The 24226-nt window shown below is 42.2% G+C and carries 22 protein-coding genes; 18 read left to right on the top strand and 4 right to left on the bottom strand.

The window, feature by feature from the left end; translation table 11 throughout:
• The first annotated feature begins 187 nt into the window (after positions 1-187).
• From ezrA to mbcS, 5 genes are all read left to right on the top strand, one after another.
• Positions 188-1879: a septation ring formation regulator EzrA gene (gene ezrA, locus MKY93_RS10895; RefSeq protein WP_340759065.1), complete on the top strand. Its 1692-nt coding sequence runs from the start codon at positions 188-190 to the stop codon at positions 1877-1879.
• A gap of 76 nt (positions 1880-1955) precedes the next feature.
• Positions 1956-3089 (top strand): cysteine desulfurase family protein, encoded by a 1134-nt coding sequence (locus MKY93_RS10890; RefSeq protein WP_340759064.1) that lies wholly within the window; start codon positions 1956-1958, stop codon positions 3087-3089.
• Complete coding sequence (gene thiI, locus MKY93_RS10885; protein ID WP_340759063.1) at positions 3086-4288, top strand: tRNA uracil 4-sulfurtransferase ThiI; 1203 nt, start codon at positions 3086-3088, stop codon at positions 4286-4288. Before MKY93_RS10890 ends, thiI begins: the two co-directional genes overlap by 4 nt.
• 79 nt (positions 4289-4367) lie before the next feature.
• Entirely contained in the window at positions 4368-4580 is a 213-nt protein-coding gene (locus MKY93_RS10880) for an alpha/beta-type small acid-soluble spore protein (RefSeq protein ID WP_078816891.1), read from the top strand.
• Between the two features lie 195 nt (positions 4581-4775).
• The gene (gene mbcS / locus MKY93_RS10875) at positions 4776-6356 is read left to right on the top strand and encodes an acyl-CoA synthetase MbcS (RefSeq protein ID WP_221836417.1); all 1581 of its coding nucleotides are present in this window, start codon (positions 4776-4778) and stop codon (positions 6354-6356) included.
• 60 nt (positions 6357-6416) lie between these two features.
• On the opposite strand, the gene MKY93_RS10870 is transcribed toward mbcS, so the two are convergent.
• On the bottom strand, positions 6417-7217 hold the full coding sequence (locus MKY93_RS10870; protein WP_078816889.1) for an NAD kinase: 801 nt from the start codon (positions 7215-7217) through the stop codon (positions 6417-6419).
• Between the two features lie 105 nt (positions 7218-7322).
• On the opposite strand from MKY93_RS10870, the gene sppA reads away from it, so the two are divergent.
• From sppA to MKY93_RS10845, 5 genes are all read left to right on the top strand, one after another.
• Positions 7323-8327 carry a signal peptide peptidase SppA gene (gene sppA, locus MKY93_RS10865; protein ID WP_340759062.1) on the top strand — a complete coding sequence of 335 codons (1005 nt, stop codon included), beginning with the start codon at positions 7323-7325 and terminating at the stop codon, positions 8325-8327.
• Between the two features lie 17 nt (positions 8328-8344).
• Positions 8345-8893, top strand: a complete 549-nt coding sequence (locus tag MKY93_RS10860) for an RDD family protein (protein WP_340759061.1) — start codon at positions 8345-8347, stop codon at positions 8891-8893.
• A 27-nt stretch (positions 8894-8920) separates the two neighbouring features.
• Positions 8921-9424 (top strand): thiol peroxidase, encoded by a 504-nt coding sequence (gene tpx, locus MKY93_RS10855; RefSeq protein ID WP_340759060.1) that lies wholly within the window; start codon positions 8921-8923, stop codon positions 9422-9424.
• A gap of 48 nt (positions 9425-9472) precedes the next feature.
• Positions 9473-10393, top strand: coding sequence for a class I SAM-dependent methyltransferase (locus tag MKY93_RS10850; RefSeq protein WP_340759059.1), 921 nt, complete (start codon positions 9473-9475; stop codon positions 10391-10393).
• Positions 10394-10544: 151 nt separating this feature from the next.
• A complete protein-coding gene (locus MKY93_RS10845; protein WP_340759058.1) occupies positions 10545-11762 on the top strand; it encodes an acetate kinase in 1218 nt (405 codons plus the stop codon).
• 46 nt (positions 11763-11808) lie between these two features.
• On the opposite strand, the gene MKY93_RS10840 is transcribed toward MKY93_RS10845, so the two are convergent.
• Positions 11809-12261 carry a universal stress protein gene (locus MKY93_RS10840; protein ID WP_009497678.1) on the bottom strand — a complete coding sequence of 151 codons (453 nt, stop codon included), beginning with the start codon at positions 12259-12261 and terminating at the stop codon, positions 11809-11811.
• Between the two features lie 238 nt (positions 12262-12499).
• On the opposite strand from MKY93_RS10840, the gene ald reads away from it, so the two are divergent.
• Positions 12500-13621 (top strand): alanine dehydrogenase, encoded by a 1122-nt coding sequence (ald, locus tag MKY93_RS10835; protein WP_078816884.1) that lies wholly within the window; start codon positions 12500-12502, stop codon positions 13619-13621.
• Between the two features lie 53 nt (positions 13622-13674).
• Here the strand turns inward: ald and MKY93_RS10830 are convergent, their stop codons facing one another.
• Entirely contained in the window at positions 13675-14766 is a 1092-nt protein-coding gene (locus tag MKY93_RS10830; protein ID WP_340759057.1) for a M24 family metallopeptidase, read from the bottom strand.
• A 107-nt stretch (positions 14767-14873) separates the two neighbouring features.
• On the opposite strand from MKY93_RS10830, the gene MKY93_RS10825 reads away from it, so the two are divergent.
• The gene (locus MKY93_RS10825; RefSeq protein WP_009497675.1) at positions 14874-15551 is read left to right on the top strand and encodes a metal-dependent hydrolase; all 678 of its coding nucleotides are present in this window, start codon (positions 14874-14876) and stop codon (positions 15549-15551) included.
• A 129-nt stretch (positions 15552-15680) separates the two neighbouring features.
• Positions 15681-16988, top strand: a complete 1308-nt coding sequence (locus MKY93_RS10820; RefSeq protein WP_340759056.1) for a DRTGG domain-containing protein — start codon at positions 15681-15683, stop codon at positions 16986-16988.
• A gap of 53 nt (positions 16989-17041) precedes the next feature.
• On the opposite strand, the gene MKY93_RS10815 is transcribed toward MKY93_RS10820, so the two are convergent.
• Positions 17042-17362, bottom strand: coding sequence for a YtpI family protein (locus MKY93_RS10815; RefSeq protein ID WP_009497672.1), 321 nt, complete (start codon positions 17360-17362; stop codon positions 17042-17044).
• 117 nt (positions 17363-17479) lie between these two features.
• Between MKY93_RS10815 and MKY93_RS10810 the strand changes: the two genes are divergently transcribed.
• The 5 genes from MKY93_RS10810 to accA all read left to right on the top strand — a co-directional run bounded on the left by MKY93_RS10810 (position 17480) and on the right by accA (position 24216).
• The gene (locus MKY93_RS10810) at positions 17480-18421 is read left to right on the top strand and encodes a DHH family phosphoesterase (RefSeq protein ID WP_040759267.1); all 942 of its coding nucleotides are present in this window, start codon (positions 17480-17482) and stop codon (positions 18419-18421) included.
• A 19-nt stretch (positions 18422-18440) separates the two neighbouring features.
• Complete coding sequence (locus MKY93_RS10805; protein WP_340759055.1) at positions 18441-21512, top strand: DNA polymerase III subunit alpha; 3072 nt, start codon at positions 18441-18443, stop codon at positions 21510-21512.
• Between the two features lie 222 nt (positions 21513-21734).
• Positions 21735-22397 carry a FadR/GntR family transcriptional regulator gene (locus MKY93_RS10800; RefSeq protein WP_040759265.1) on the top strand — a complete coding sequence of 221 codons (663 nt, stop codon included), beginning with the start codon at positions 21735-21737 and terminating at the stop codon, positions 22395-22397.
• Positions 22394-23266: an acetyl-CoA carboxylase, carboxyltransferase subunit beta gene (gene accD / locus MKY93_RS10795; RefSeq protein WP_221836428.1), complete on the top strand. Its 873-nt coding sequence runs from the start codon at positions 22394-22396 to the stop codon at positions 23264-23266. Before MKY93_RS10800 ends, accD begins: the two co-directional genes overlap by 4 nt.
• Positions 23263-24216 carry an acetyl-CoA carboxylase carboxyl transferase subunit alpha gene (accA, locus tag MKY93_RS10790; RefSeq protein ID WP_009497667.1) on the top strand — a complete coding sequence of 318 codons (954 nt, stop codon included), beginning with the start codon at positions 23263-23265 and terminating at the stop codon, positions 24214-24216. Before accD ends, accA begins: the two co-directional genes overlap by 4 nt.
• Positions 24217-24226: the final 10 nt, after the last annotated feature.

Genomic DNA, 24226 nt, shown 5'->3' with positions numbered 1-24226 from the left:
CATAGAGTAGGAAGAGTAAAGTTATCGAATTTCCCTCTAAAAACCGCGTCTAATTGATAAAATATCTGTTATTTCTCAAAAAACATGTTAATTCAAGACGAAAAAGCTTTAAACATGTTACGATATACTATAATATCTAGAGTAATGACTTTATGCGCGAAGTGTGGGATAGGGGGATCATAATGCGATGAAATATTTCATCATTCCATTAATTATTGTCATCGTTCTGACAGTAATCGCATTTCTGTTTAGGCGAAAGCATATACAAGAAATTGGAAGATTGGAACAAGAAAAATTACAAATTCAACATAAACCGATATTTGAAGAAATGACGAAAGTGAAACAATTGAATATGACAGGCCAAACGGAAGAGATGTTCGAGCGTTGGAGAAGCACTTGGACGGAAGTCGTTGATGATCGTATTCCAAAAGTGGATTCATTATTATTTGATGTGGAAGATCACGTGGATCGATTCCATTTCAAAAAAGCAACAGAAACAGAAAAGCATATACAAGAAATCTTGTCTCAGTGCGAAAAGGAAATGCATGCCATCCTTGAGGAACTGAATGAGTTAATCGGCAGCGAAGAGAAAAACCGCATTGAAATGGAAACGATTAAAGAGCAGCATTATGCGGCAAGAAAAGCAATCTTAGCACATCAACACTCATACGGGCCTGCCGTTGAACCACTTGAGAAGAAATGGGAGTCGTTTAATCCGAGATTTGATGAATACGATGCCTTGATCGCAAATGGGAACTATCTACAAGCCCGAGAAATCGTTATTTCATTGGCATCTAAAGGAGATAGGCTATCTCATATTATCCATGAAATTCCTTCGTTACTGACGGAGTTACAATCAAAAATACCTGCTGCATTACGCGAACTACGCATTGGGATTTTAGAAATGGAAGAACAAGCCTATTATTTGGGACATCTCAACCTAACTTCGCAGTTTGATGAAATTGAACAGCGCCTTACCGAACTTCGACAACAGCTTGTTGAGTTGCAAGTGAAAGAAGTTGGGCAAGAAGTATCGGCGCTTCACGATCGGATTGACTCCTTCTATGATGTCTTGGAGGAAGAAGTGAGTTCCCGACATTATGTTGAGGACCGATGGGAAGCGGTGTTGGATTTATTTGAAGAGCTGCAAGGAACGATTCAAGATACGATACGTGAAGTGAATTTTGTACAGCAAAGTTATCGTTTAGATGAAAAAGAAGCTCAAGTTCCGCAAAATGCTATGAAAAAGTTGAATGCGTTGGCAAAACGTATCGAGGTATTCATTGAACGCCAGGATAATCATGTATCCGCTTATTCCGGCCTACAGACAGAATTGCAGGAAATAGCAGAAGAACTAGATCTGTTGGCGGAAGAACAAGAGAGATTTACGAATCGTATAAAAAATCTTAGAATCGATGAAAATCAAGTACGTTCGCGTCTTTTGGCATTGTCGCAACAACTTCAGGCTGCGGATCGCAATTTGCATCGTGCGAATATCCCTGGTATTCCGGATGAAATGGAAATCCAGTTGGAAGAAGCAGATGAACAAATTTTTCTTGTCAAACAAAGTTTGGAAGATGTCCCGCTTAATATGGCTTTAGTGGAGTCGTATATTCAAAAAGCAACGACTGTTGTCGATGATGTATGCAAAAAAGCGGAAGATTTGATTGAAAATGCGATGTTAGTCGAACGAATTATTCAGTACGGCAATCGATATCGCGCTTCTCATCCAGAAGTGCATCAGAAATTAGTACAAGCGGAAGATTCTTTTATGCAATTCCGCTACATGAAAGCTTTGGAAGAGGCAGCTACCGCTGTTGAAGACGTCGAACCGGGCGCCATGAAGAAAATTCAAGAAATGCTTCATCATAAAGTGTAACTATATTCCGACAAAGCCACCGGTTTGCCCGGTGGCTTTGTTTCGCTCATTCTGATTAAGAAGGAAGGTTTGAAATGTGTATTTTGATCACAGTGCGACGACAAAAACGGATGAAAGGGTACTGCGCACATTTATAGAGGTTTCTACAAATTATTTTGCAAACCCAGCATCTTTGCATGCTGCAGGGAAACAAACAGAAAAGCTGCTGGAACGTGCAAGAAAACAATTATTGGATACCATTGGGACAGGACTTACAGAAGGAGTTTTTACATCGGGAGGAACGGAAGCAAATAATCTTGCTATTGTCGGATATGTTTTAGCGAATCAGCATAAAGGCAGACATTTGATCACAACAGTAGTAGAACATCCATCCGTGTTCCGTACATTTCAGTACTTAGAAGAACAGGGCTTTACTGTCGACTATTTACAAGTCGATGAAGAAGGAAGAATCTCACTGAAAGAACTCGAGTCTACTTTACGAAATGATACAATTATGGTCAGTATCATGCATGTCAATAATGAAATTGGTACAATTCAACCAATAGAGGAAAGTGCTAGGATCATCCATAGTACATCGCGTGCAGTCTTTCATTCGGACTGTGTCCAAAGTTTCGGAAAGTTATTGCCGGCTGATTTTCAGGATGGACCAGATCTCATTACAGTTTCCGCTCACAAAATTTATGGAATTAAAGGCAGTGGATTTTTAGCTTTTCGAAAAAATTTGAGGCTTCAGCCGATTTCATTTGGTGGTGGACAAGAGGCGACCTTGCGAAATGGTACAGTTTCCGTACCGCATGCAGCCGCATTCGCAAAAGCCGCACGTTTGCAAGCGGAAGAAGTGGATTTGGAAAAATTTAGACGGTGGAAAAATGAATTGCAACAATTCTTTGCAGAGTTTGATGATTGCAAAGTATTAGCGCCAAATTCGAGCGTACCCTATATACTATCGGTTGCTTTTAGAAATATTACTGGAGAAGTAGTCGTTAATTTTTTACAAGAACGAGACATCATCGTCTCAACGTCAAGTGCCTGCTCTTCCAAAAATTCGGACGTGAGCCATGTAATTGAGGCAATCCGTTTGCCGAAAGGCTTCGAGAAGGGTGTAATACGTATCAGCTTCGGAAAAGATCAGACAATAGATGAAATTCATCAGATAATGGAAGCTGTACGTCAATTGATGCAGCTGCTGAAAAGGGGAATTGGAAAATGAATTGGAATACCATTTTAATCAGATATGGTGAAATGTCTCTAAAAGGGAAGAATAAAAGTAAATTCGTCCGCAAATTAAAAGAAAATATTAAAGCTGCCTTGCAAGAACTTACGACATTGACAATGCGCGCAGAACGAGATCGCATGTTTCTTTATACGGAGCGTCCTGAGGAGTTAATCCGAGCGATTGAGATTTTGCCAACAGTGTTTGGAATCCAATCCTTCAGTCCAATTGCGATTTGCGAACCGACACTTGAAGCGATTAAGCAGACATCACTAGATGTGATCGGCAATACTGAAACAGAGGGTAAAACGTTTAAAGTTGAAGTGAAACGAACAGATAAAACTTTCCCGCTCGTCACAGGAGAATTGCAACAAGAACTCGGTGGACATGTACTTCGCGCGTTTCCTGAATTGATCGTAAAAATGAAGAAACCTGAAATTTTATTATACGTGGAAATACAACGCGGTGCAGCTTATATCTCTTCTCATATTTATAAGGGAGCGGGAGGAATGCCGGTCGGTTCAAATGGTCATTCGCTTTTATTGCTATCCGGCGGAATCGATAGTCCGGTTGCAGGCTATCTTATGATGAAAAGAGGTGTATCGTTTGACGCGATACATTTTGCGAGCCCTCCATTCACAAGTGACTTGGCAAAACAAAAGGTAGAAGATATTGTACGTCAGTTGACGAAGTTCGGAGCTACTATCCGCTTGCATATTATTCCATTTACAGAATTGCAGCAAGCGATTGTTAAGCAAGTACCGAGTAATTTATCGATGACAACGACAAGACGGATGATGATGCAAATTGCAGATCGTGTCCGCGAAGAAATACATGCACTTGGACTGATTACAGGTGAAAGCCTTGGTCAAGTAGCCAGTCAAACATTAGAAAGTTTAACGGCTATTAATGAAGTAACGTCTACACCGGTGTTGCGTCCACTCGTTGCAATGGATAAGCTCGAGATTATTCAAATAGCAGAGACAATCGGAACGTATCCGATATCAATCCGTCCATACGAAGACTGCTGTACCATATTTGCGCCGTCCAGCGCCAAAACGAAACCGCAATTAGAAAAAGTACGTTATTACGAAAGCTTCGAGAATTTTGAAGCTATGGTGGAAGAAGCGGTTAACAAGCGTATCACGATCATTCCAAGTGAACAGAACGAAGAGGAATTCAATGATTTGCTTTAAAGAAAATATTTCCTGTCGAATCTCCTGCATGAAATTTCGAAAAGTGACCATTCTATAGTCACAAGGAGGTGACAACGACATGACAAACAACAGCAACGGCAACAACTCAAACCAGCTTTTAGTACCAGGAGTACAACAAGCACTTAACCAAATGAAAGAAGAAATTGCTTCTGAATTTGGAGTACAACTTGGACCAGATGCTTCATCGCGTGCCAACGGTTCCGTCGGCGGAGAAATTACTAAGCGATTAGTGCGTCAGGCTCAACAACAAATGAACGGTTTCCAAAAATAAGCATTGGTCCAAAGAGGACCGTTCTGCATATGCAGAACGGTCTTTTTAGTTTGTATGTAAAAGTGGAATTTATACATAGAGATCAGGCTGCTGTAGTTAAATTTCATAACTTAAAATTACGATTAATATAAAAAGTTTTGAAAAGTACGCATTGTATTTGTATACTTATACTATTATGTAAAAGGAGGAATGAAAATGAACCGTGAAGAATTGTTAGCACCGTCTAAGTATAACATCGTCTCAGAATTCGAAAAGTATGCAACAGGTGATGGCAAAAAAGCGTTAATTTACGTAGACTCACAAAACCAACAGCAAGAAGTGACATATGATGAACTTATGAAAGCGGCAAACAGAACGGCCAATGTATTGACTGCAAATGGTCTGCGAAAAGGTGATGTCGTATTGGTCATGGTACCTCGCATGATCGAAGCCTATGTTACATACATTGGTGCGCTCAAGGCAGGGCTTGTCGTCATACCGAGTTCAGAAATGCTGCGTTCCTCTGATATTGAATACCGGATTGAGCATAGTGGTGCAAAAGCGATCATTGCATTTGATGCCTTCACCGACCAATTAGAGCACGTTGGCAATATAGACAAAGTGAAAGTTTGTATTATCGGTCAGGCAAGGGAAGGTGAAGTGTCTTTAACGGAACAAGAAAAAAACGCATCCTCTGATTTTACAGCTTGTGATACGGCAAGCACAGACACTGCATTTTTATCTTACACATCGGGCACAACAGGCAAACCAAAAGGTGCAGTACATACGCATGCTTGGGGTTATGCGCATTTACGTACGACAGCACCGAACTGGCTTGGTATAAAAGAAGGAGACATAGTTTGGGCGACCGCCGCGCCTGGTTGGCAAAAATGGATTTGGACGCCGTTTTTATCGGTTCTTGGAAGCGGTGCCACAGGATTTGTTTTTAATGGTAAATTTAATGTTGATAAATACCTCAATTTCTTAGACGAGTACCAAATCAATGTGTTGTGCTGTACACCGACAGAATACCGCTTCATGGCAAAAGCAGAAAATCTCAGCGACTATACACTTACCTCTGTTAGAAGTGCTGTTTCAGCGGGCGAACCGTTAAATCGTGAAGTCATTGATATTTTTGAAAAACAATTCTCACTCTCTGTACGAGATGGTTATGGACAGACCGAAAACACTTTACTGGTTGGAACGATGATCGGAATGGAAGCGAAGCCGGGCTCCATGGGTAAACCGACACCAGGAAATCAAGTGGAGATCATTACGGATGAAGGAACAATTGCTGCAGTGGATGAAGTGGGAGATATTGCAGTTCATAAATTGACACCGGCTCTGTTCCGAGAGTATTTGAATGATCCTGAGCGAACTAAAATGCAATTCAGGGGCGATTACTACATTACAGGAGATCGTGCAAAAAAAGATGCAGATGGCTATTTCTGGTTTGAAGGACGCGGAGATGACATTATTATAAGCTCCGGCTATACGATCGGACCTTTTGAAGTGGAAGATGCGTTGATTAAACATCCAGCTGTGCGGGAATGTGCTGTGGTAGCCAGTCCTGATGCAGAGCGCGGCAATGTGGTGAAAGCATTTGTTGTGTTGCGTGATAGAGCGAACGCTCACTCAGATGATTTGGTTAAAGAGTTGCAAGAACATGTCAAGCAATTGACAGCGCCGTATAAATATCCGCGTAAAATTGAATTTTTGGAAGAATTGCCAAAGACAGCATCGGGTAAAATTATGCGCGTTGAGTTACGTAAAAAGGAACATAGTTTAGAAAGTTAATAGAAAAAAGGCTGTCCAAAGTCGTTTGCTCCGACTTTTGAACAGCCTTTAGTTTTGTAATTAAAAGAAAGTACGTTGCACTTTCTCGAAAAATGAATTATCCGAAAGTTTGGCAGTCCGAATGACCCGGTTACTCAGTTTAGCTTCGACTTTTTCAACCTGCTTGATTCCGAGCGCCTCATTGTCTGCCGCGGTCGAAGGGAACTCATTGCCTTCTTGATGAACATTCAAAGTGAGTTTCCTATTGCCGCTTAAAATAAATGAAGTTCCCAAAGTGCGGTAGCGATTGTTATTTACGGAAGCAAGTTCAGACACTTGGAAGCAAGGCAATAATGGATCAATGACAGCGCCGCGTACCGATTTATTGTAGGCTGTGCTGCCAGTCGGTGTGGAAATGATCAAACCGTCTCCTAAAAATGTCTCAAATAATAATTCGTCAATGGAAATATCCATGACGAATGTTCGTATAATGGTGGAACGAATGCTGAACTCATTTAAGCAATAGAATGGTTTATGTTGGTTGATTGTTACTTCGAGTATCGGATAGTGACGCTCTGCAAGGCTGGGTTGGTTCAATGCGTATACCAATGTCCCAATTTCATCGTATTTGAAGTCGCAATAAACTCCATGAGCGCCCTTTATGGAGATGCCAAGATAGAGACAGTCTTGGCGGAAATCTGTTTTGCGGACAGCTTGAAGAAATGTGCCATCACTTCCTATACTTATGACAACGGTCGCCTCTGTATGGTCATCAGTAAGCGAGAATCCTTCTTTCAGCAATTGTTCTTCAACAAATGTCTTTTTATGAACGGTATCTTCGTCAAGCCGGCTAAAGAGATAAATAGTGTGCTGATTAACCATCGGAAATCTCTCCTCCTCTATTTAATAGATTAAGTGTAGCATGAATGAAACATTTGGACGATTGGTAACGTACAGTAAGATGTAAACAAAGGAGGAATTTTAAGAATGACAGCAAAAAGAGTGATTGCAATTGCAGTCGCAGCGATATTGGTGTTCGTGTCGATCGGCATCAATACGATGTCCTGGTTTTTCACAAGAGATTGGAATGATCTAATCACTGAAATCACAGCTATCGACCAAGATCTGCAAGAAACAATAGTCGAAGACGGGAGTCTGAGTGAACGGATTGCCGTACTGAAAGTGGATGGTGTCATCCAAGATACGGGCGCAGCTTCTCTGTTTAGTGGGGAAGAGTACAATCATCGGCAGTTTATGGCACAATTGAATGAAGTCATGAACGACCCAACAGTTAAAGGAATCGTATTATCTGTCAATTCGCCGGGTGGCGGTGTATTGGAATCATCGGATATTTACGATGCGTTTACAGAAATTCAAGCGACAAAGGAAATTCCGATCTATGTGGCCATGGGTGGAATGGCAGCTTCGGGCGGTTACTATATCTCTGCCCCTGCTGAAAAGATTTTCGTCCACCCTGAAACATTGACTGGATCGATTGGAGTCATTATGCAGTCGATCAACTATGGCAAACTGGCAGAAAAATATGGAGTAGATTTTCCTACCATCAAGTCAGGTCCTTACAAGGACATGATGAGCAGTACGAGAGAGATGAAACCTGAAGAGCGCAAAATGCTACAGGAAATGATCGATGATTCGTATAAACGATTTGTAAACATCATTGCAGAAGGGCGCGGCATGTCAGAAAGTGATGTACGCAAAGTTGCGGATGGTCGTGTAATGAATGGCCGACAAGCGATCGAAGCCGGACTTGCAGATGATTACGGAAAATTACCGACAGTCGTTTCGGCAATGAAAGAAGACTACCATTTAGAAAAGGCTGCTGTCTTTGAATATGGAGCGCCAGACAATTTGGCTTCATTGTTATCCATGAAAGCGCACGATGTATTTGGTGGAGATATGGAGTCCCAAATTATGAAGAAGTTACTGACAGATAACCAAGCACCTCGGATGATGTATTTATATGGTGAGTGAGAAGGGGGAAATCGATGATGACGAATGAACTGCTGAACACACAGCGATCCACACCCACGGAACATTCGCTTTTCCAACCGAAATTTGCAGGGTTTTGGGTCAGGCTGTGGGCATTTTTAATTGACCTGCTGCTCATCTCGTCCATTAGTGGAATCTTTGTCAAACCGATTTTCCGTCTGATGGATATGGCGATCAATAAACCGTTTGCCTTTTTATTCAGCCCATATAAAGTAGCGGCATTACTATTATTGCTTCTATATTTTATTTTAATGACAAAATTGGCTGGGCAGACAGTAGGGAAAATGATCATGGGGATTCGTGTAGTGAAATTAAATGGGCAGAAATTGGATTGGAGCACAGTTTTGTTTAGAGAAGGAATTGGACGATTCATTTCACAAATGCTGTGGATCCCTTATATACTCGTTCTGTTTACACCCAAGAAGTCCGCGCTGCATGATATATTCGCAGATACGGCCGTGATTCATGAGCAGGTATATGAGAAAAAGAAAGTACATGAGTTGAGTCCAACCGAACAACATAAGTTGCATGAAGGCCCTACCGTTTAGTACACTATGTTAAAAGGAGTGATTGGCATGGTAAATGTTACATTTAAAAACAATCCAATACATCTAGAGGGAACAGAAGTGAAAGTAGGGGAACGTGCTCCAGACTTTACAGTTCTATCTAATGACTTGCAGCCTGTTACATTAGCAGATTCAAAAGGTAAGGTTCGTTTGATCAGTGTCGTACCTTCTGTAGATACAGGTGTTTGTTCTCTGCAGACAAAACGTTTCAATGATGAAGCTACTTCTCTTGGGGGCGACGTGGAAGTGTTAACAATTTCGGTAGATTTACCTTTCGCACAAGCTAGATGGAAAGATGCTGAAGGTGTGGAGAATTTGAATCTATATTCCGATCACAAAGATCTTTCATTTGGTACGGCATATGGAACTGCCATTAAAGAACTGCGTTTGCTGACTCGTTCAATTTTCGTTATCGACCGTAATGATAACGTGTCCTATGTGGAATATGTCAGCGAAGCAACAGATCACCCGGACTATGATGCGGCAATCAAAGCCGTGAAAGAATTGAATTAAACTAAAACCCACCTATTAAGAGGTGGGTTTCTTCATGGAGGAAATAGCATGAACAATATGGAAAAAGTGTTTACTTATTATGATGAATATGCACAATCAACGGATGGTTTGTATTTGGATGCAGTGCTTGAGGCTAGTGAACATTGGCTGGACAAACCTTCAGCAGTAGAGTTGGAGGATCCTGTCCAACCAGAAGAAATCCGTAAAGGTGTTCAACTTGCTCTGTTAAAAGGAATGAAGCAATCTGCACAAGCTCATCACCAAATGACTCCCGATTCAATCGGCTATTTGATTGGCTACTTAGTCAATAAATTGATAAATCCTAAACAAGCAGTTATATTTTTGGATCCGGCTGCCGGTACAGGAAATCTGCTATTTACAGTGCTGAATCAATTTGAAGGCAAAGCATCTGCAAGTGCGGTGGAAATCGATGATGTACTTATTCAAATTGCAGCGGCTACGGCAAATTTACTGCAATTGCCGGTATCGTTTTATTTACAAGATGCTCTGCGGCCCCTGCCCATTGATTTGGTAGACGCGGTGGTCAGTGATCTTCCGGTTGGTTACTATCCGGATGACGAAGTGGCGATGGATTATGAACTCATGGCTTCAGAAGGACATGCATTTTCGCATTATCTTTATATTGAGCAATCGATGCGCTATGTAAAGCCGGGTGGATATGGTTTCTTCGTCGTCCCATCAAAATTACTGACGGCGGATGGAGCAGAGCCGATCTTATCATTTGTGAAAGAACATCAGCTGTTAAGAGGAATGTTTGAACTACCTGCTTCTTTATTCAAGGATCAACGTTTTGCGAAAAGTATTTTGCTGCTGCAACAACCGCCAACTGATCGGATTGTCATGCCTGAGGTATTGCTTGCGAAGATTCCAGAGCTTGGAAACGCTTTGGCATTACAAAACTTTTTTGGTAAAGTAAGTCTTTGGATGGAGGAAGGGGAGAGTGACTGAGCACTCGCTCTTCCTCTCTTTTTCTTTTAAAGAAAAATTTTACAGAAAAATAGCTCAAATATCATTTTATTAATTGCGTTTCAAATAGTTAGGTATTATAATAACTTGAACGTCTACCAACGTAAAAGATTACTAAGGGGTTGAGTATAAATTGCCAAAAATTTTATCAGTGAATGCGGGAAGTTCATCTTTGAAATTCCAGTTGATTGAGATGGCAACGGAAGAAGAGATTACCAAAGGATTATTCGAAAGAGTAGGAATGGATAATTCAATTTTCTCCATGACAACAAATGACAAGAAGATCGAAAAAGTACTGGATATTGCGGACCACTCACAGGCTGTTAGTATGTTGCTTGAGCATTTGCTAAGCGAAGGTGTTGTATCGTCCTACGATGAGATTGATGGAATCGGACATCGGGTCGTCCACGGAGGCGAGGTATTTAGTGATTCAGTGCTGATCACTGAAGAAGTAATTGAAAAACTCGAAGAAATTTCAGGATTTGCACCGCTGCATAATCCCGCAAATATTGTCGGTATCAAATCTTTTAAGGAAGCTCTGCCTAACTTGCCAGCGGTAGCAATTTTCGATACTGCGTTTCATCAAACGATGCCTGAAAAAGCATTTTTATATGCACTGCCGTATGAGTATTATGAAAAATATGGTATACGGAAGTACGGTTTCCATGGTACGAGCCATAAATATGTTACAGAACGGGCTGCGAAGATATTAAATCGTCCGCTTGAAGATACGCGTCTCATTTCATGTCACTTAGGTAACGGTGCAAGTATTGCCGCTGTCAAAGGCGGCAAATCAGTAGACACGTCCATGGGCTTCACTCCTTTAGCAGGGGTGATTATGGGTACTCGTTCAGGAAATATCGACCCGGCGCTTATTCCTTACATGATGGACCGCACGGGGCAGTCTGCTGAAGAGGTAGTGAATGTACTAAATAAAAAATCAGGCTTGCTTGGCCTGAGTGGTTTTTCTAGTGATTTACGTGATATTACAGAAGCTGCGGAACAAGGTAATGAACGTGCTCAATTAGCTTTGGATGTTTTCACAGATCGGATTCATCAGCATATTGGTCAATATGCTGCTGGAATGGGTGGAGTCGATGCCATCATATTCACAGCGGGAATCGGAGAAAACAGCGCCATTGTGCGTGAAAAAGTGATGCGAGGACTAGAATTCATGGGGGTCTATTTTGATCCGAGCTTGAATAATGTCAGAGGAGAAGAAGCGTATATTAGTTTCCCTCATTCGCCTGTAAAAGTATTGATCATTCCAACGAACGAAGAGATCATGTTGGCACGTGATACGGTGCGAGTTGGCGGTATTTCAGTGGAATCTTTACAAGTATCGAAATAAAAAAACTCGTTCTTCCTAGAATACCTAGGGAGAACGAGCTTTTTTGTTATTCTTGAGTTTCAGGTGTACGTACTACAAGCACATCACATTTCGCGGAACGGACGATGTTCTCGGAAACGCTGCCGATCAGGAAACGCTCCACACGGTTTAACCCTGTAGCTCCACAAATAATGAGATCTGCATTTAATTTTTTAGCAATATCACGAGGGATCAATGTTTTGGGAGAACCGTATTCAACGTGGATCTGTACGTTGTTCATACCCACTGCGGCAGCCTCGGCCTGATATTCAGTCAATAGATCTTCCGCATACTTTTGAGCTCGTTCTGCGATGGAACGATCATATGCCTCGACTGCTGCATAAGAACGCGTATCAATGATGTTGATTAAGTGTAAAGTTGCTTCGTTACGGTCTGCAATAGCGATTGCTTTTTTGAAAGCCCATTTTGCCTCATCTGATCCATCTACGGCTACGATGATGTCTTTGTACTTAAGTGCCATAATTACCACTCCATCCTTAAAGTTAGATTGTATCTACATCTACTATCTTCTTCATAGCTTGCGAATATCCTTCTTTTTTTGTCGAAATATTTACCCTAAGCAATGCAAACTGAAAAGTATACGGAAAGGTTTTAAAAAACAGAGGTAAAAACTTATATTTTCTGATAAGATTAAATTTATATTAATCGGCAAGATGAAATAGGCGATTAACGTAACTTTCAATTTAGGAGGATTTCGCATGCGTATAGGTGTTCCAAGAGAAGTTAAAAACAATGAAAACCGAGTGGCAATTGCCCCTGCAAGTGTACTGACTTTAAAAACTGCTGGACATGAAGTTTTAATTGAAACAGGGGCAGGACTTGGCTCCAGCTTTTTAGACGAAGAGTATAAAGAAGCTGGAGCTACGATTGTGGCAACTGCTGCTGAAGCCTGGGGTGCAGATATGGTGCTGAAAGTAAAGGAACCAGCTGCTTCAGAATTTCAATACTTCCGTGAAGGATTGATTTTATTCACCTATTTGCATTTGGCTCCAGAACTGAATCTGACGCAAGCATTGCTTGAACATAAAGTTACTGCGATTGCATATGAAACAGTCCAATTGCCAAACGGTGCCTTGCCTTTATTGGCTCCGATGAGTGAAGTGGCTGGACGAATGGCGACTCAGATCGGTGCGCAATATTTAGAAAAAACAAAGGGTGGTAAAGGAATCCTGTTAGCAGGAGTTCCAGGTGTTTCACGCGGTAAGATAACAATCATCGGTGGTGGTCAGGCGGGTACGAATGCGGCTCGTGTAGCGATCGGGATTGGTGCACATGTGACGATTTTAGATTTATCCGTAGAGAGAGTCCGCCAGTTGGACGAGTTGTTCGGAAAGGATATTCAAACGCTAGTTTCCAACCCATACAATATTGCGAATGCAGTGAAAGATGCGGACTTGGTAATTGGCTGTGTGCTTATCCCGGGCGCAAAAGCACCGACTTTGGTAACGGAAGAAATGGTTAAATCCATGAAGCCGGGCTCCGTATTGATTGATATCGCAATTGACCAAGGCGGTATTTTTGAAACATCCGATCGTGTAACGACTCATGATGAACCAACCTATGTAAAACATGATATCGTTCATTACGCGGTAGCGAATATGCCGGGTGCTGTTCCTCAAACATCTACCGTTGCATTAACGAATGTAACGATTCCATACGCCCTTCAAATCGCAAACAAAGGTGTAAAACAGGCATGCTTGGATAACGAAGCACTGCGCAAAGGTATTAATACAATGGCTGGAAGCATAACATACCAAGCAGTAGCAGAAGCTCAAGAGCTCGAGCATACTCGCGTGGAAGACGTTTTGCAAAGCATATAATTGAAAAAGCAGTCCGCGCTTTGTGCGGCTGCTTTTTTATGTTCATAAACTAGTTAAATAATCTTCAAGTCTTTAGGGAACTTCGTCAAGACCTCAACGCCGTCCTTTGTTACCAGTACATCGTCTTCAATTCGTACGCCTGTAATCGTTGGATCGTAAATACCCGGCTCGATTGTGAAAACCATCCCTTCTTCTAAAGGGAGTTCATTCGCTGCTGTCAGAGAAGGGTACTCATGTACGGATATACCAAGGCCATGACCTATTCGGTGTGAGAAAAGTTCACCATAGCCCGCTTCTTCAATCACAGAACGAGCAGCCAGATCCACTTCTTTTGCCAGTGTACCGGGACGAACCACATCAATTGCTGCTTGCTGTGCTTTTTTAACTGTTTCATAGATTTTTCGTTGTTCGTCTGTCGGCTCGCCAAGTGCAATCGTTCGGGTAATATCTGAACAATATCCTTTATATACAACACCCAGATCAAAAAGGATGAAATCTCCATTTTTAATCGCGCGGTCACCGGGTATACCGTGAGGGGAAGCGGTTTTTTTACCTGAAATGACAATTGTGTCAAAGGACATCTTTTCGGCACCCTTTTGTTTGACTGCTTGTTCAACAGCTTGGACAATCTCCAGTTCGGTTTTACCTTCTTTAATTTCACTGCAACCGACTTTGATTGCGTAGTCTGCCAATTCAGCAGCTTTTCTCAAGCAGTCCAATTCAGTTTCATTTTTAATTAACCGATAATTTGTGATTTCTCCATCCAGCTTAGCGAATTGGAGGGCGGGGAACCGTTCTTGTAAAATTTCGAACCGGTCTACTGTTATATGTTCTTTTTCTATTGCCAGTAGTGTCAATTCAGAGATGCGATCTTGGATGGCGTTATCCAAGAATTCAAACGCGTTATCAGTGTCTTTATAGCCGACAACGCCATGGGACCAGCCGATTGCTTTTACATCCGCCACTTCCATGGCTGGACATATAATAAATGGTTCTTCTTCTTTAAAAATAACCACACCTAGTAAACGTTCATGTGGCTCACTTCGAAAATTGGTTAGATAGAAGATGTTATCGGGATTCGTAATAAGAGCAGCATCTATAGCGTGTTCGATGAGGAAATCTTGGACTTTTTTAATATTAGACATTTATGTAGCCTCCTTTGTTTTTGTTAGTATAACAAAAAAAGAGGGTTTTGCGCTGTTTTGCAGAAGGTATAGAGTACAGATTCATTAAAATTAGGAGAGTGATTTTTGTGAAAATCTCATATCACGGCCATTCGATCGTGAAAATTGAAACTAGCGGAAAGACCATACTGATTGACCCATTCATTACGGGCAATAAGCTGACAGATCTGAAAGCGGCAGATGAAAAACCGGATGTGATCTTACTGACGCACGGTCATAACGACCATGTAGGAGATACGATGGAAATTGCGAAAAGGGAAGATATTCTCGTCGTTGCGCCCAATGAATTGGCGGTTTATTTAGGTTTTCAAGGATTGCGGACACACGGCATGAATATAGGCGGTTCAAAAAAGTTCGATTTTGGGACAGTCAAATATACACAAGCATTCCACAGTTCTTCTTACACAACAGAAAATAATGAAATCATATACACAGGCATGCCAGCAGGTCTGTTACTGACCATTGAAGATAAAATCATTTATCACGCGGGAGACACGGCGCTGTTCAGTGATATGAAATTGTATGCCGAAGATCCGATTGATATTGCTTTCCTTCCGATTGGCGATAACTTTACAATGGGGCCGCGCGACGCAGCGAAGGCTGTTGAGATTCTGAAGCCGAAATTAACTGTGCCTGTCCATTTCAATACGTTTCCGCCAATCGAACAGAATCCTGAAGGTTTCAAATCACTTGTAACGTCACATGAAGTGAAAATTATGGCGGCTGGAGACGTGATTGAGATCTAACAATCCAAAATAGGGCAGTGGCGGTCGAGGCGCTTTGTTATCGTCTTAGACCGTTTTTTTGATTGAATTATGGTATGATTAGCTAAAAGCCTAAACCGTTCAAACTAGGTCGGAGAAAAAGGTGAATCCATGTCAACAAAACACGAACAAATCTTGCGCTACATTGAAAGTTTGGCAGTAGGGGAGAAGATTTCTGTACGCCAAGTAGCTAAAGCGCTAGAAGTAAGTGATGGTACTGCATACCGTGCGATTAAAGAAGCTGAAAATCAGAAGCTCGTCAATACAATTGAACGTGTAGGTACCATTCGTATAGAAAAAAAGAAAAAAGAAAATATTGAACGCCTGACATTTGCTGAAGTCATCAATATCGTAGATGGCGTGGTATTAGGTGGTCGCGATGGATTACATAAAACATTAACGAAATTTGTCGTTGGAGCTATGCAGCTTGAGGATATGATACGATACATCGATGCGGGCAGCCTGCTAATTGTCGGAAACCGTTTGAAAGCCCATGAAATCGCTATAAAAGCGGGAGCGGCGGTGCTTGTAACAGGCGGATTTGATGCGACGGAAGAAGTGAAGCATCTAGCGGATGAAATGAACTTACCTGTCATTTCCACGAGCTATGATACATTCACAGTGGCTACCATGCTCAATCGCGCCATTTATGATCAGTTAATCGAAAAAGAAATTTTATTAGTAGAAGACATATTGACTCCGCTCGCCCGTACGGTAACTTTGGCCCCGGAAGACTCGGTTGATCAGTTTTTCGAAGTCAATCATCAGACGGCACACTCGGCTTATCCCGTCGTGGAGTCCAATGGAAAGTTGGTTGGGATCATCACGTCTCGTGACGTCGTCAGTAAACCGGATATGGATACTGTCGGAAAAGTCATGACCCCGGATCCCATTACCGTCAATGGGAAAATGAGCGTGGCTTCGGCAGGTCACAGCATGATTTGGGAAGGCATTGATTTAATGCCAGTTGTTTCCGATGCGGGAATACTCGAAGGGATCATAAGCCGTCAAGATGTCTTAAAGGCACTGCAAATGACCCAGCGTCAACCGCAGCAAGGTGAAACAATCGATGATATTGTAAAGAATCAAATGAAGGTCATTCCAAACGCGCCTGAAAAAATAGAATTCTCTGTTGTCCCTCAAATGACCAATCAATTCGGCTCTCTATCTTATGGCGCTATGCTCACAATCTTGAACGAAGCAGGCAGCCGAGCGATTCGTCTTCAAAAACGCGGAGAGAGCGTTCCTGAAAACGTCACGATTTATTTCATTAAACAAGTTCAGCTAGGTGCTGCAGTCACAGTTGTGCCGAAAATCTTGCACACGAGTCGCAGATTCATCAAATTGGAAATAGAGCTCTTCTCGAATGACAGTATCGTGGCAAAAGCAATGGGGATGTTCCAACTTTTTGAGAAGTAACTTGGCTGGCTTCTAACCGTGATTAAAAATAAAAAACTGATGCCGTTTGGACATCAGTTTTCGTTCAATGCTCGCTCTTCTTCAACGAACTGCTTATAATGTTTCTTCGCTTTAAGATTAAAGATCGCGACATAGCCGCCAAATACTATGAATATACCTGCCACCACATAGGTTAGAATACCTTCGAAAAACAGTATTTGATTGAGCCCAAAAAAGATCAAAAGGGCACCAAGAGCAGATCCTGCCATGCTTGCATACATCTTTTTCCGGATCGGAAACATATGGCTGGTTCGAAATTGACGAGTCTTAAAAACGAAATAAAAAACGCCGGAAGCGACGATACCAAAAACGAATAAAAAATTGACCGTTCCCATTAAAAAGCCTCCATTACATGAAAATAATCTATAGGTTTAAACCTTTAGATCATAATACATTGTAGCGGCTTTTAACAGGAATTGCGAATACAAGAACAAGAACTTGGGGGAATCCGCATGAAAAGACAAATCATTGACACAATTGAACGCTATCAAAAAATCATTATCCATCGACATGTCCGTCCAGACCCGGACGCATATGGCTCTCAAATGGGGCTTAAAGAATTAATCAAAAAAAATTATCCTGATAAAGAAGTACTGGCTGCAGGAACACATGATGAACTTCTCACTTATTTAGGGAAACCCGATCAGGTTACTGAAGCAGATTACGAAGGCGCACTCGTCATTGTTACAGACACAGCCAATACAGATCGGATAGATGGCGAATTCTTCAAACAAGGATCTTTTTTATTGAAGATTGACCACCATCCGAACGAAGATCCATACGGTGATGAGCGATGGGTGAATACGGAAGCCAGCTCTTGTTCGGAGATGATCTATACTCTTTTTGAAGAAGGTCAAGCATCGTATGGCTGGGAAATTTCAACTGAAGCAGCTCGTTTTTTATTCGCTGGGATTGTGGGAGATACTGGACGTTTTATGTTCCAAAGCACTACAGAAAAAACATTTGAAATTGCGAGTTCACTTATCAAACAGCCTTTTGATCGAACGAAATTATTTGCAGGAATGTATGAAGTAGAGCGTAAAATCTTGCACCTCCAAGGTTATATTTATCAAAACTTCACAATTGATGAACATGGAGCCGCGTATATTAAATTGACCCGTGAGATACTTGATCAATTTGATGTGACAGTTTCTGAAACTTCACAGCTGGTCGGTTCATTAGGGAATGTCGAAGGGATCTGTGCGTGGATTATTTTCGTTGAAGAAGACGATCAAATCCGTGTTCGCTTACGCTCAAAAGGTCCTGTGATTAACACCTTGGCGATGCAATATAACGGAGGCGGGCATCCACTTGCATCCGGAGCATCGGTCTATTCGTGGGATGAAGCAAATGAAGTCATTGTGAAGCTAGCAGAAATTTGTAGAAATTACTAAGCAGAGCTGAGGGATTGAAATGAACCTGATGTATCCGCAAATCGTTACTGGCGCAGACTTATTGCGCGGAATCGTAAAGTTAGATGAATTGGCTCCTCTTTTACAACAAAGGGGAGCTAGTTCGGCTGCAATCGTAAATAGTAAACTGTACGGTGTACGATCATTCAGTAAGATGTTGTCAAAATACGGCATACGTCCAGTGATCGGTCTATCAGTCAAAGTGTCGATTGAGGACAAAGATCTTCTTCTATATGTGTATGCAAAAAATCAATTAGGTTTTTCGAATCTAATGAAAATGAGCAGTGCCATATCGACACGTGAAGAGGAAAACCTACCGCTTTCTTGGTTGCATGCATATCGGGAAGGTTGCTGGGTCATTTGTGCGTTAACGGATTCTTCATGGGCTGCTCACAGGACCGCTGAGATGGTGCAACATTTAGTGGAAGCACAAGCGGATCAGTCGACGTTTATTGGGATTGGTCGACCAGGCGGAGCAAAACACGCCGAAGAAGATCACATAATCGAACTGGCTGGAGAATGTGAACTGCAAATTGCTGCATGCCATGAAACTCGTTTTCTGCATGCGGAAGATTTTCCTTCCTATGAAGTGGCAACCGCGATTCGTAAAGGCTATAAATTAAATGACCCTCAAAAACCTCCGAATCGTTTTCGCCAAGCGTATTTACCACAGGCGCATGAACTGTCTGAATGGTTCCATGATCATCCCGAATGGCTGCAACTGACTACAGAAATTCTTAGTGCATGCCAAGTGAACATATCAAATGAAGATTTTCAACTTCCTACATTTCCGGTTCCTGTGGGACGAACCGCTATTTCCGTACTAACAGAAAAATGCCAGAAAGGTCTCCAGTGTCGTTTTCAGCAACTACCTGCTGAGTATGCAAAACGTTTGAACTATGAATTGGAGATCATTGAGCAGATGGGGTTCACTGATTATTTCTTGATTGTTGAAGATTATGTCCGCTATGCCAAAAATGAGAAAATACTCGTTGGTCCCGGGCGGGGTTCATCTGCAGGATCTTTAGTTGCCTTTGCTTTAGGTATCACAGAAGTAGATCCTATTCATTATGGGCTGCTATTTGAACGATTTTTGAATCCGGAACGTGTGACGATGCCGGATATCGACATCGATTTCGCCGATAATCGCCGAACGGAAGTGGTTAATTATGTGGCCGATACATACGGCAAGCAACACGCGGCACAAATCATCACGTTCGGAACATTGTCAACGAAAGCTGTCGCAAGGAACATAGCGAGAGCTCTGGATTTCACTCCGGAAGAAGTTCGTTTTATGTCCAACGAATTAAGCAGTGGACGTTCATTCAAAGACACGGTCCAACAGTCCCGAAAACTGCAGGATTGGATTTCGGTTGATCCTCGCAGAGCCCTTTGGCAGCAATCTGCGGAAAGACTGGAAGACTTGCCTAGGAACGCGTCTACGCACGCGGCGGGTGTTGTACTGTCGACCGACCCACTCGTCAATTTTGTGCCATTGCAAATTGGAACAGAAGAAGTGTTTTTAACGCAGTGGGCTATGAAAGATGTCGAAGAGGCCGGCTTGTTGAAAATGGACTTTTTAGGTCTGAGAAATTTAACGTTACTCGATAGGATTCGTTCTATGGTCCAGTACAATAAGAAACAGGAGATTAATTTTGAAAGTATTCCGCTGGATGATCGGGCAACGTACAATTTGTTCAAAACAGGGGATACGACAGGGATTTTTCAATTTGAATCCCCTGGCATGCGGCGAGCATTGCAAACCATTCATCCGGATAATTTCAATGATCTATACTCAGTAAATGCTTTGTATCGACCGGGACCGATGGAATTCATACCTCTCTATAGTCGCCGTAAAAACAGACAGGAGCCGACAACATATGAGATACCGGAATTGCAGCCGATTTTAGCAGAAACATACGGGATCATCATCTATCAAGAGCAAATCATGAAAATCGCTGTTGAAATCGCTGGGTTCACTTTAGCTGAAGCGGATTTATTACGACGGGCCATCAGTAAAAAGAATCAGCAAGTACTAGAAAAAGAACGGCAGCATTTTATTGCAGGTGCAACAAAAAAAGGGTTTGATCATGCCAAGGCGAATAACGTCTATAATCTAATCGTCAAGTTCGCGGACTATGGTTTTCCGAAAAGTCATGCCGTTGCGTATACGTTAATTTCCTATCGCCTGGCTTTCTTTAAGGCAAATGAACCGACATATTTTTATGCGGCTTATCTATCCTCGCTGACAGGCAGCAAAGATAAAATGATGGAGCTAATTCGAGAAATTAAAGCGAAAGGAATAGAAATTCATCCGCCTTCCGTGACGAAAAGCCGCTATTCGCATACTGTGGAAGGAAACGCTATTCGTTTGGGCCTTGGGGCGATTAAAGGAGTGACTTTCGCGTTCTATCAGCAATTAGCTATTGCTAGAGAGAATCAACAATGGTCGTCGATGTTTGATATGGCTATTGCTTTGGGTGCTGATCATTTCACTGAAAAGACATTGATTCCACTGATCAAAGCAGGTGCCCTAGATGGGTTCGGAGAGACACGAGCAATTCTATTGGCCTCTATCGATGCGGCACAATCGCATGCATTGTATATAGGGGATGACGCGCTAAGTGAACAATTCAAATTCAATTCACATCCGAAATACAATCCAGGCGGAACGATGAATCGTTTAACGGTGCTGGCCTTTGAACGCGATACCTTAGGATTTTATTTATCTGAACATCCTATAGAAGAGTTAAAACGCAATACCGCCGATCTTATTCAGCCGATTTCATCTCTGCTTGATTTGAGGCCAGGTGCCAAAGTCAAATGTATGGGCATTATTTTATCGATTAAGCGAATCCGAACGAAAAAAGGAGAAGCAATGGCTTTTCTAACTCTGCAAGATGAGACGGAAGAAGTTTCTTGTACAGTATTTCCTAAGCTTTATGCGCAAATTAGTGTTCACTTGAATGAAAACCAATTTGTTCAATTAGCAGGAACGATTGATTATCGAAATCAATCTGTTCAGGTAATCATTGACCAAATGACTCCCTTGCCGACTCATGAAAAAGAATGAAATAGAACAGAAAAAAAGCGTTAGCCAGACATGACACAAGACGCGTCATTGCTGGCTGTGCGCTGTACTATTACAAAGCGAGCGTTCAGTCAGTGCGAAATTTGACGAAAAAAAACTATCGAAACTTTCCCATTTATGCTTTACGGAGAGGAATCTTTTTTGTATGCTAGTAAGCAAGGTGGTCTGACCACTTTGCCGGCAGAACGAAAAAGGAGTTCTTTTATGCAAAATTCACAATCGTCATCCAAGAGATTTTTGGATATTATCGGAGAGCTGCAATCGCTGATCAAAGAGCAAGGTATCCAATATGGCGATAAATTGCCCTCTGAGCGACATCTTGCCGAGCAGTTGCAGGTTAGCAGGACAGCAGTCCGAGAAGCGTTGCGCAGTATGGAATTGCTTGGCTTGATTGAAACGAGACGCGGAGAAGGAACTTTTTTATCTGATTTTAAAAAACACCAATTGGTTGAGGTCCTCTCCACGTTTATCATGCAACAAGCTCGATCTGTCCAAGACGTTGTGGAAACTCGAATGATTCACGAACGTGCAGCCATCACCACTGTAACTGAAAATGAGGAACTGCGCGCATTGCCTGTTTGGAAGGGCATGCAAGTTAAATTAAATGAAGAAGAAGCTGTTTTCTTAAGAGAAGACGTGATACGTGAAACGATTATCGCGACGGAAAATCGACTTTCCTTAAAAATTTGGTTTTTATTGAAACAATATAGCGGAGTCTCTTTTGATGTGGCGATCATTGCCCCAGAAGAAATAGAGGTAGTGGGCGCTCTGTTAGAAGAAATGATGGCAGGCAATACACAGCAGGCCATAGCCTATTATGCACAATGGATGAACCGAGTCGAGGGAGAAAGAAGGGAAATGGAATGAGTATCCGAGAGTTATTTAAAAAGAAGTCAAAAGAAGAAAACCACACGATTCCATCAATGAAAAGCAAAAATGACGTACCAGAAGGCATCATGACTAAATGTCCTGAATGTAAGTTTGTAATATTGACAAAAGACCTGATGAAAAACGCCAAAGTTTGCCCGGAATGTCAACATCATTACAAGATGACTGCACAGGAAAGAATCGAGCATTTATTGGATGCTGAGAGCTTTGAATCAATGGATGATCACCTGAAAACAGAAAACCCTCTAGATTTTCCTTCCTATACGGAGAAAGTCCAGGCAGATTCAGAAGCGACAGGGTTAAATGAAGCAGTGTTAACAGGAGTCGGCACTATTCAAGGTAAGCAAGTTGCGGTTGCTATTATGGATGCGCATTTCAGAATGGGTTCAATGGGTTCTGTCGTAGGCGAGAAAATCACAAGAACTGTAGAAAAAGCAACGCAACTAGGAATTCCGATGTTGATCTTTTCCGCAAGCGGTGGGGCGAGGATGCAAGAAGGAGTCCTTAGTTTGATGCAAATGGCGAAAGTAAGTGTTGCTCTTAAACGTCATGCCAACAAGGGCTTGCTTTTTGTATCGATTATGACTTATCCGACAACAGGCGGAGTCTCAGCAAGCTTTGCTTCTGTTGGAGATATCAATCTGGCGGAACCAAAGGCACTTATCGGTTTTGCTGGACGTCGTGTCATTGAACAGACAGTCAGGGAGAAATTGCCGGAAGACTTCCAAACGGCAGAGTTCTTACTTAGTCACGGACAAGTTGATGCTGTCGTTCATCGATGCGATATGGTGGATGTAATGGATAGAATTATTAAGCTTCACGCAGGGAAGGAGACGGATCGTGCATGAGTAAAACATTAGCTTTTGAAGAACCCATCGTGAAACTGCGTGAAAAAATTAGTGAATTAGAAGAGTATACGACAGTAAATGATGTTGACCTTTCAACGGAAATCGTGAATTTGAAAAGCCGTTTGGCGAAATTGGAAAAAGATATTTATGAGAATATGGAGCCGTGGGATCGTGTACAAGTCGCTCGACACCCTATGAGACCGACAACTACTGACTATATCCAGTATCTTTTCGAAGACTTCATAGAGCTTCATGGCGATCGGAACTTCGGTGATGACGAAGCGATTGTAGGAGGCATTGCATCATTTGACCAAATGCCGATCACAGTCATTGGCCATCAGCGAGGGAAGGATACGAAAGAGAATGTCAGAAGAAACTTCGGAATGCCTCACCCGGAAGGATATCGCAAAGCGCTTCGTTTAATGAAGCAAGCCGAAAAATTCAATCGCCCAATTATATGCTTCATTGACACAAAAGGAGCTTACCCCGGGAAAGCCGCTGAAGAGCGTGGCCAAAGTGAAGCAATTGCACGGAACTTGGTGGAAATGGCAGGATTGAAAGTGCCTGTAATTTCGATTGTCATCGGTGAAGGCGGAAGTGGCGGGGCGCTGGCATTAGGCGTGGCCAACCATATCCATATGCTTGAGAACTCTACGTACTCTGTCATTTCACCAGAAGGGGCCGCTTCGATTCTATGGAAAGATCCAAAACTTGCGAAGCAGGCAGCGGAAGCGATGAAAATAACGGCTCCAGATCTTAAAGAAATGAACATCATTGATGAAATCATTCCTGAAGTTCTAGGCGGCGCCCATCGAGATGCAAATCAGCAAGCGATCGAGATTCGCGATGTATTGCGCAGATCACTGAAAACGCTGTGCGAGTTGTCATCGGAAGCGTTAATCGATGCACGCTATGAGAAATTCCGTAATATCGGCGTGTTTTCTGAATGAAAGGTGCGGA

Source organism: Sporosarcina sp. FSL W7-1283, from assembly GCF_038003105.1.
Classification (GTDB): Bacteria; Bacillota; Bacilli; order Bacillales_A; family Planococcaceae; genus Sporosarcina; species Sporosarcina newyorkensis.
This window is presented reverse-complemented; position numbering and strand designations above follow the sequence as displayed.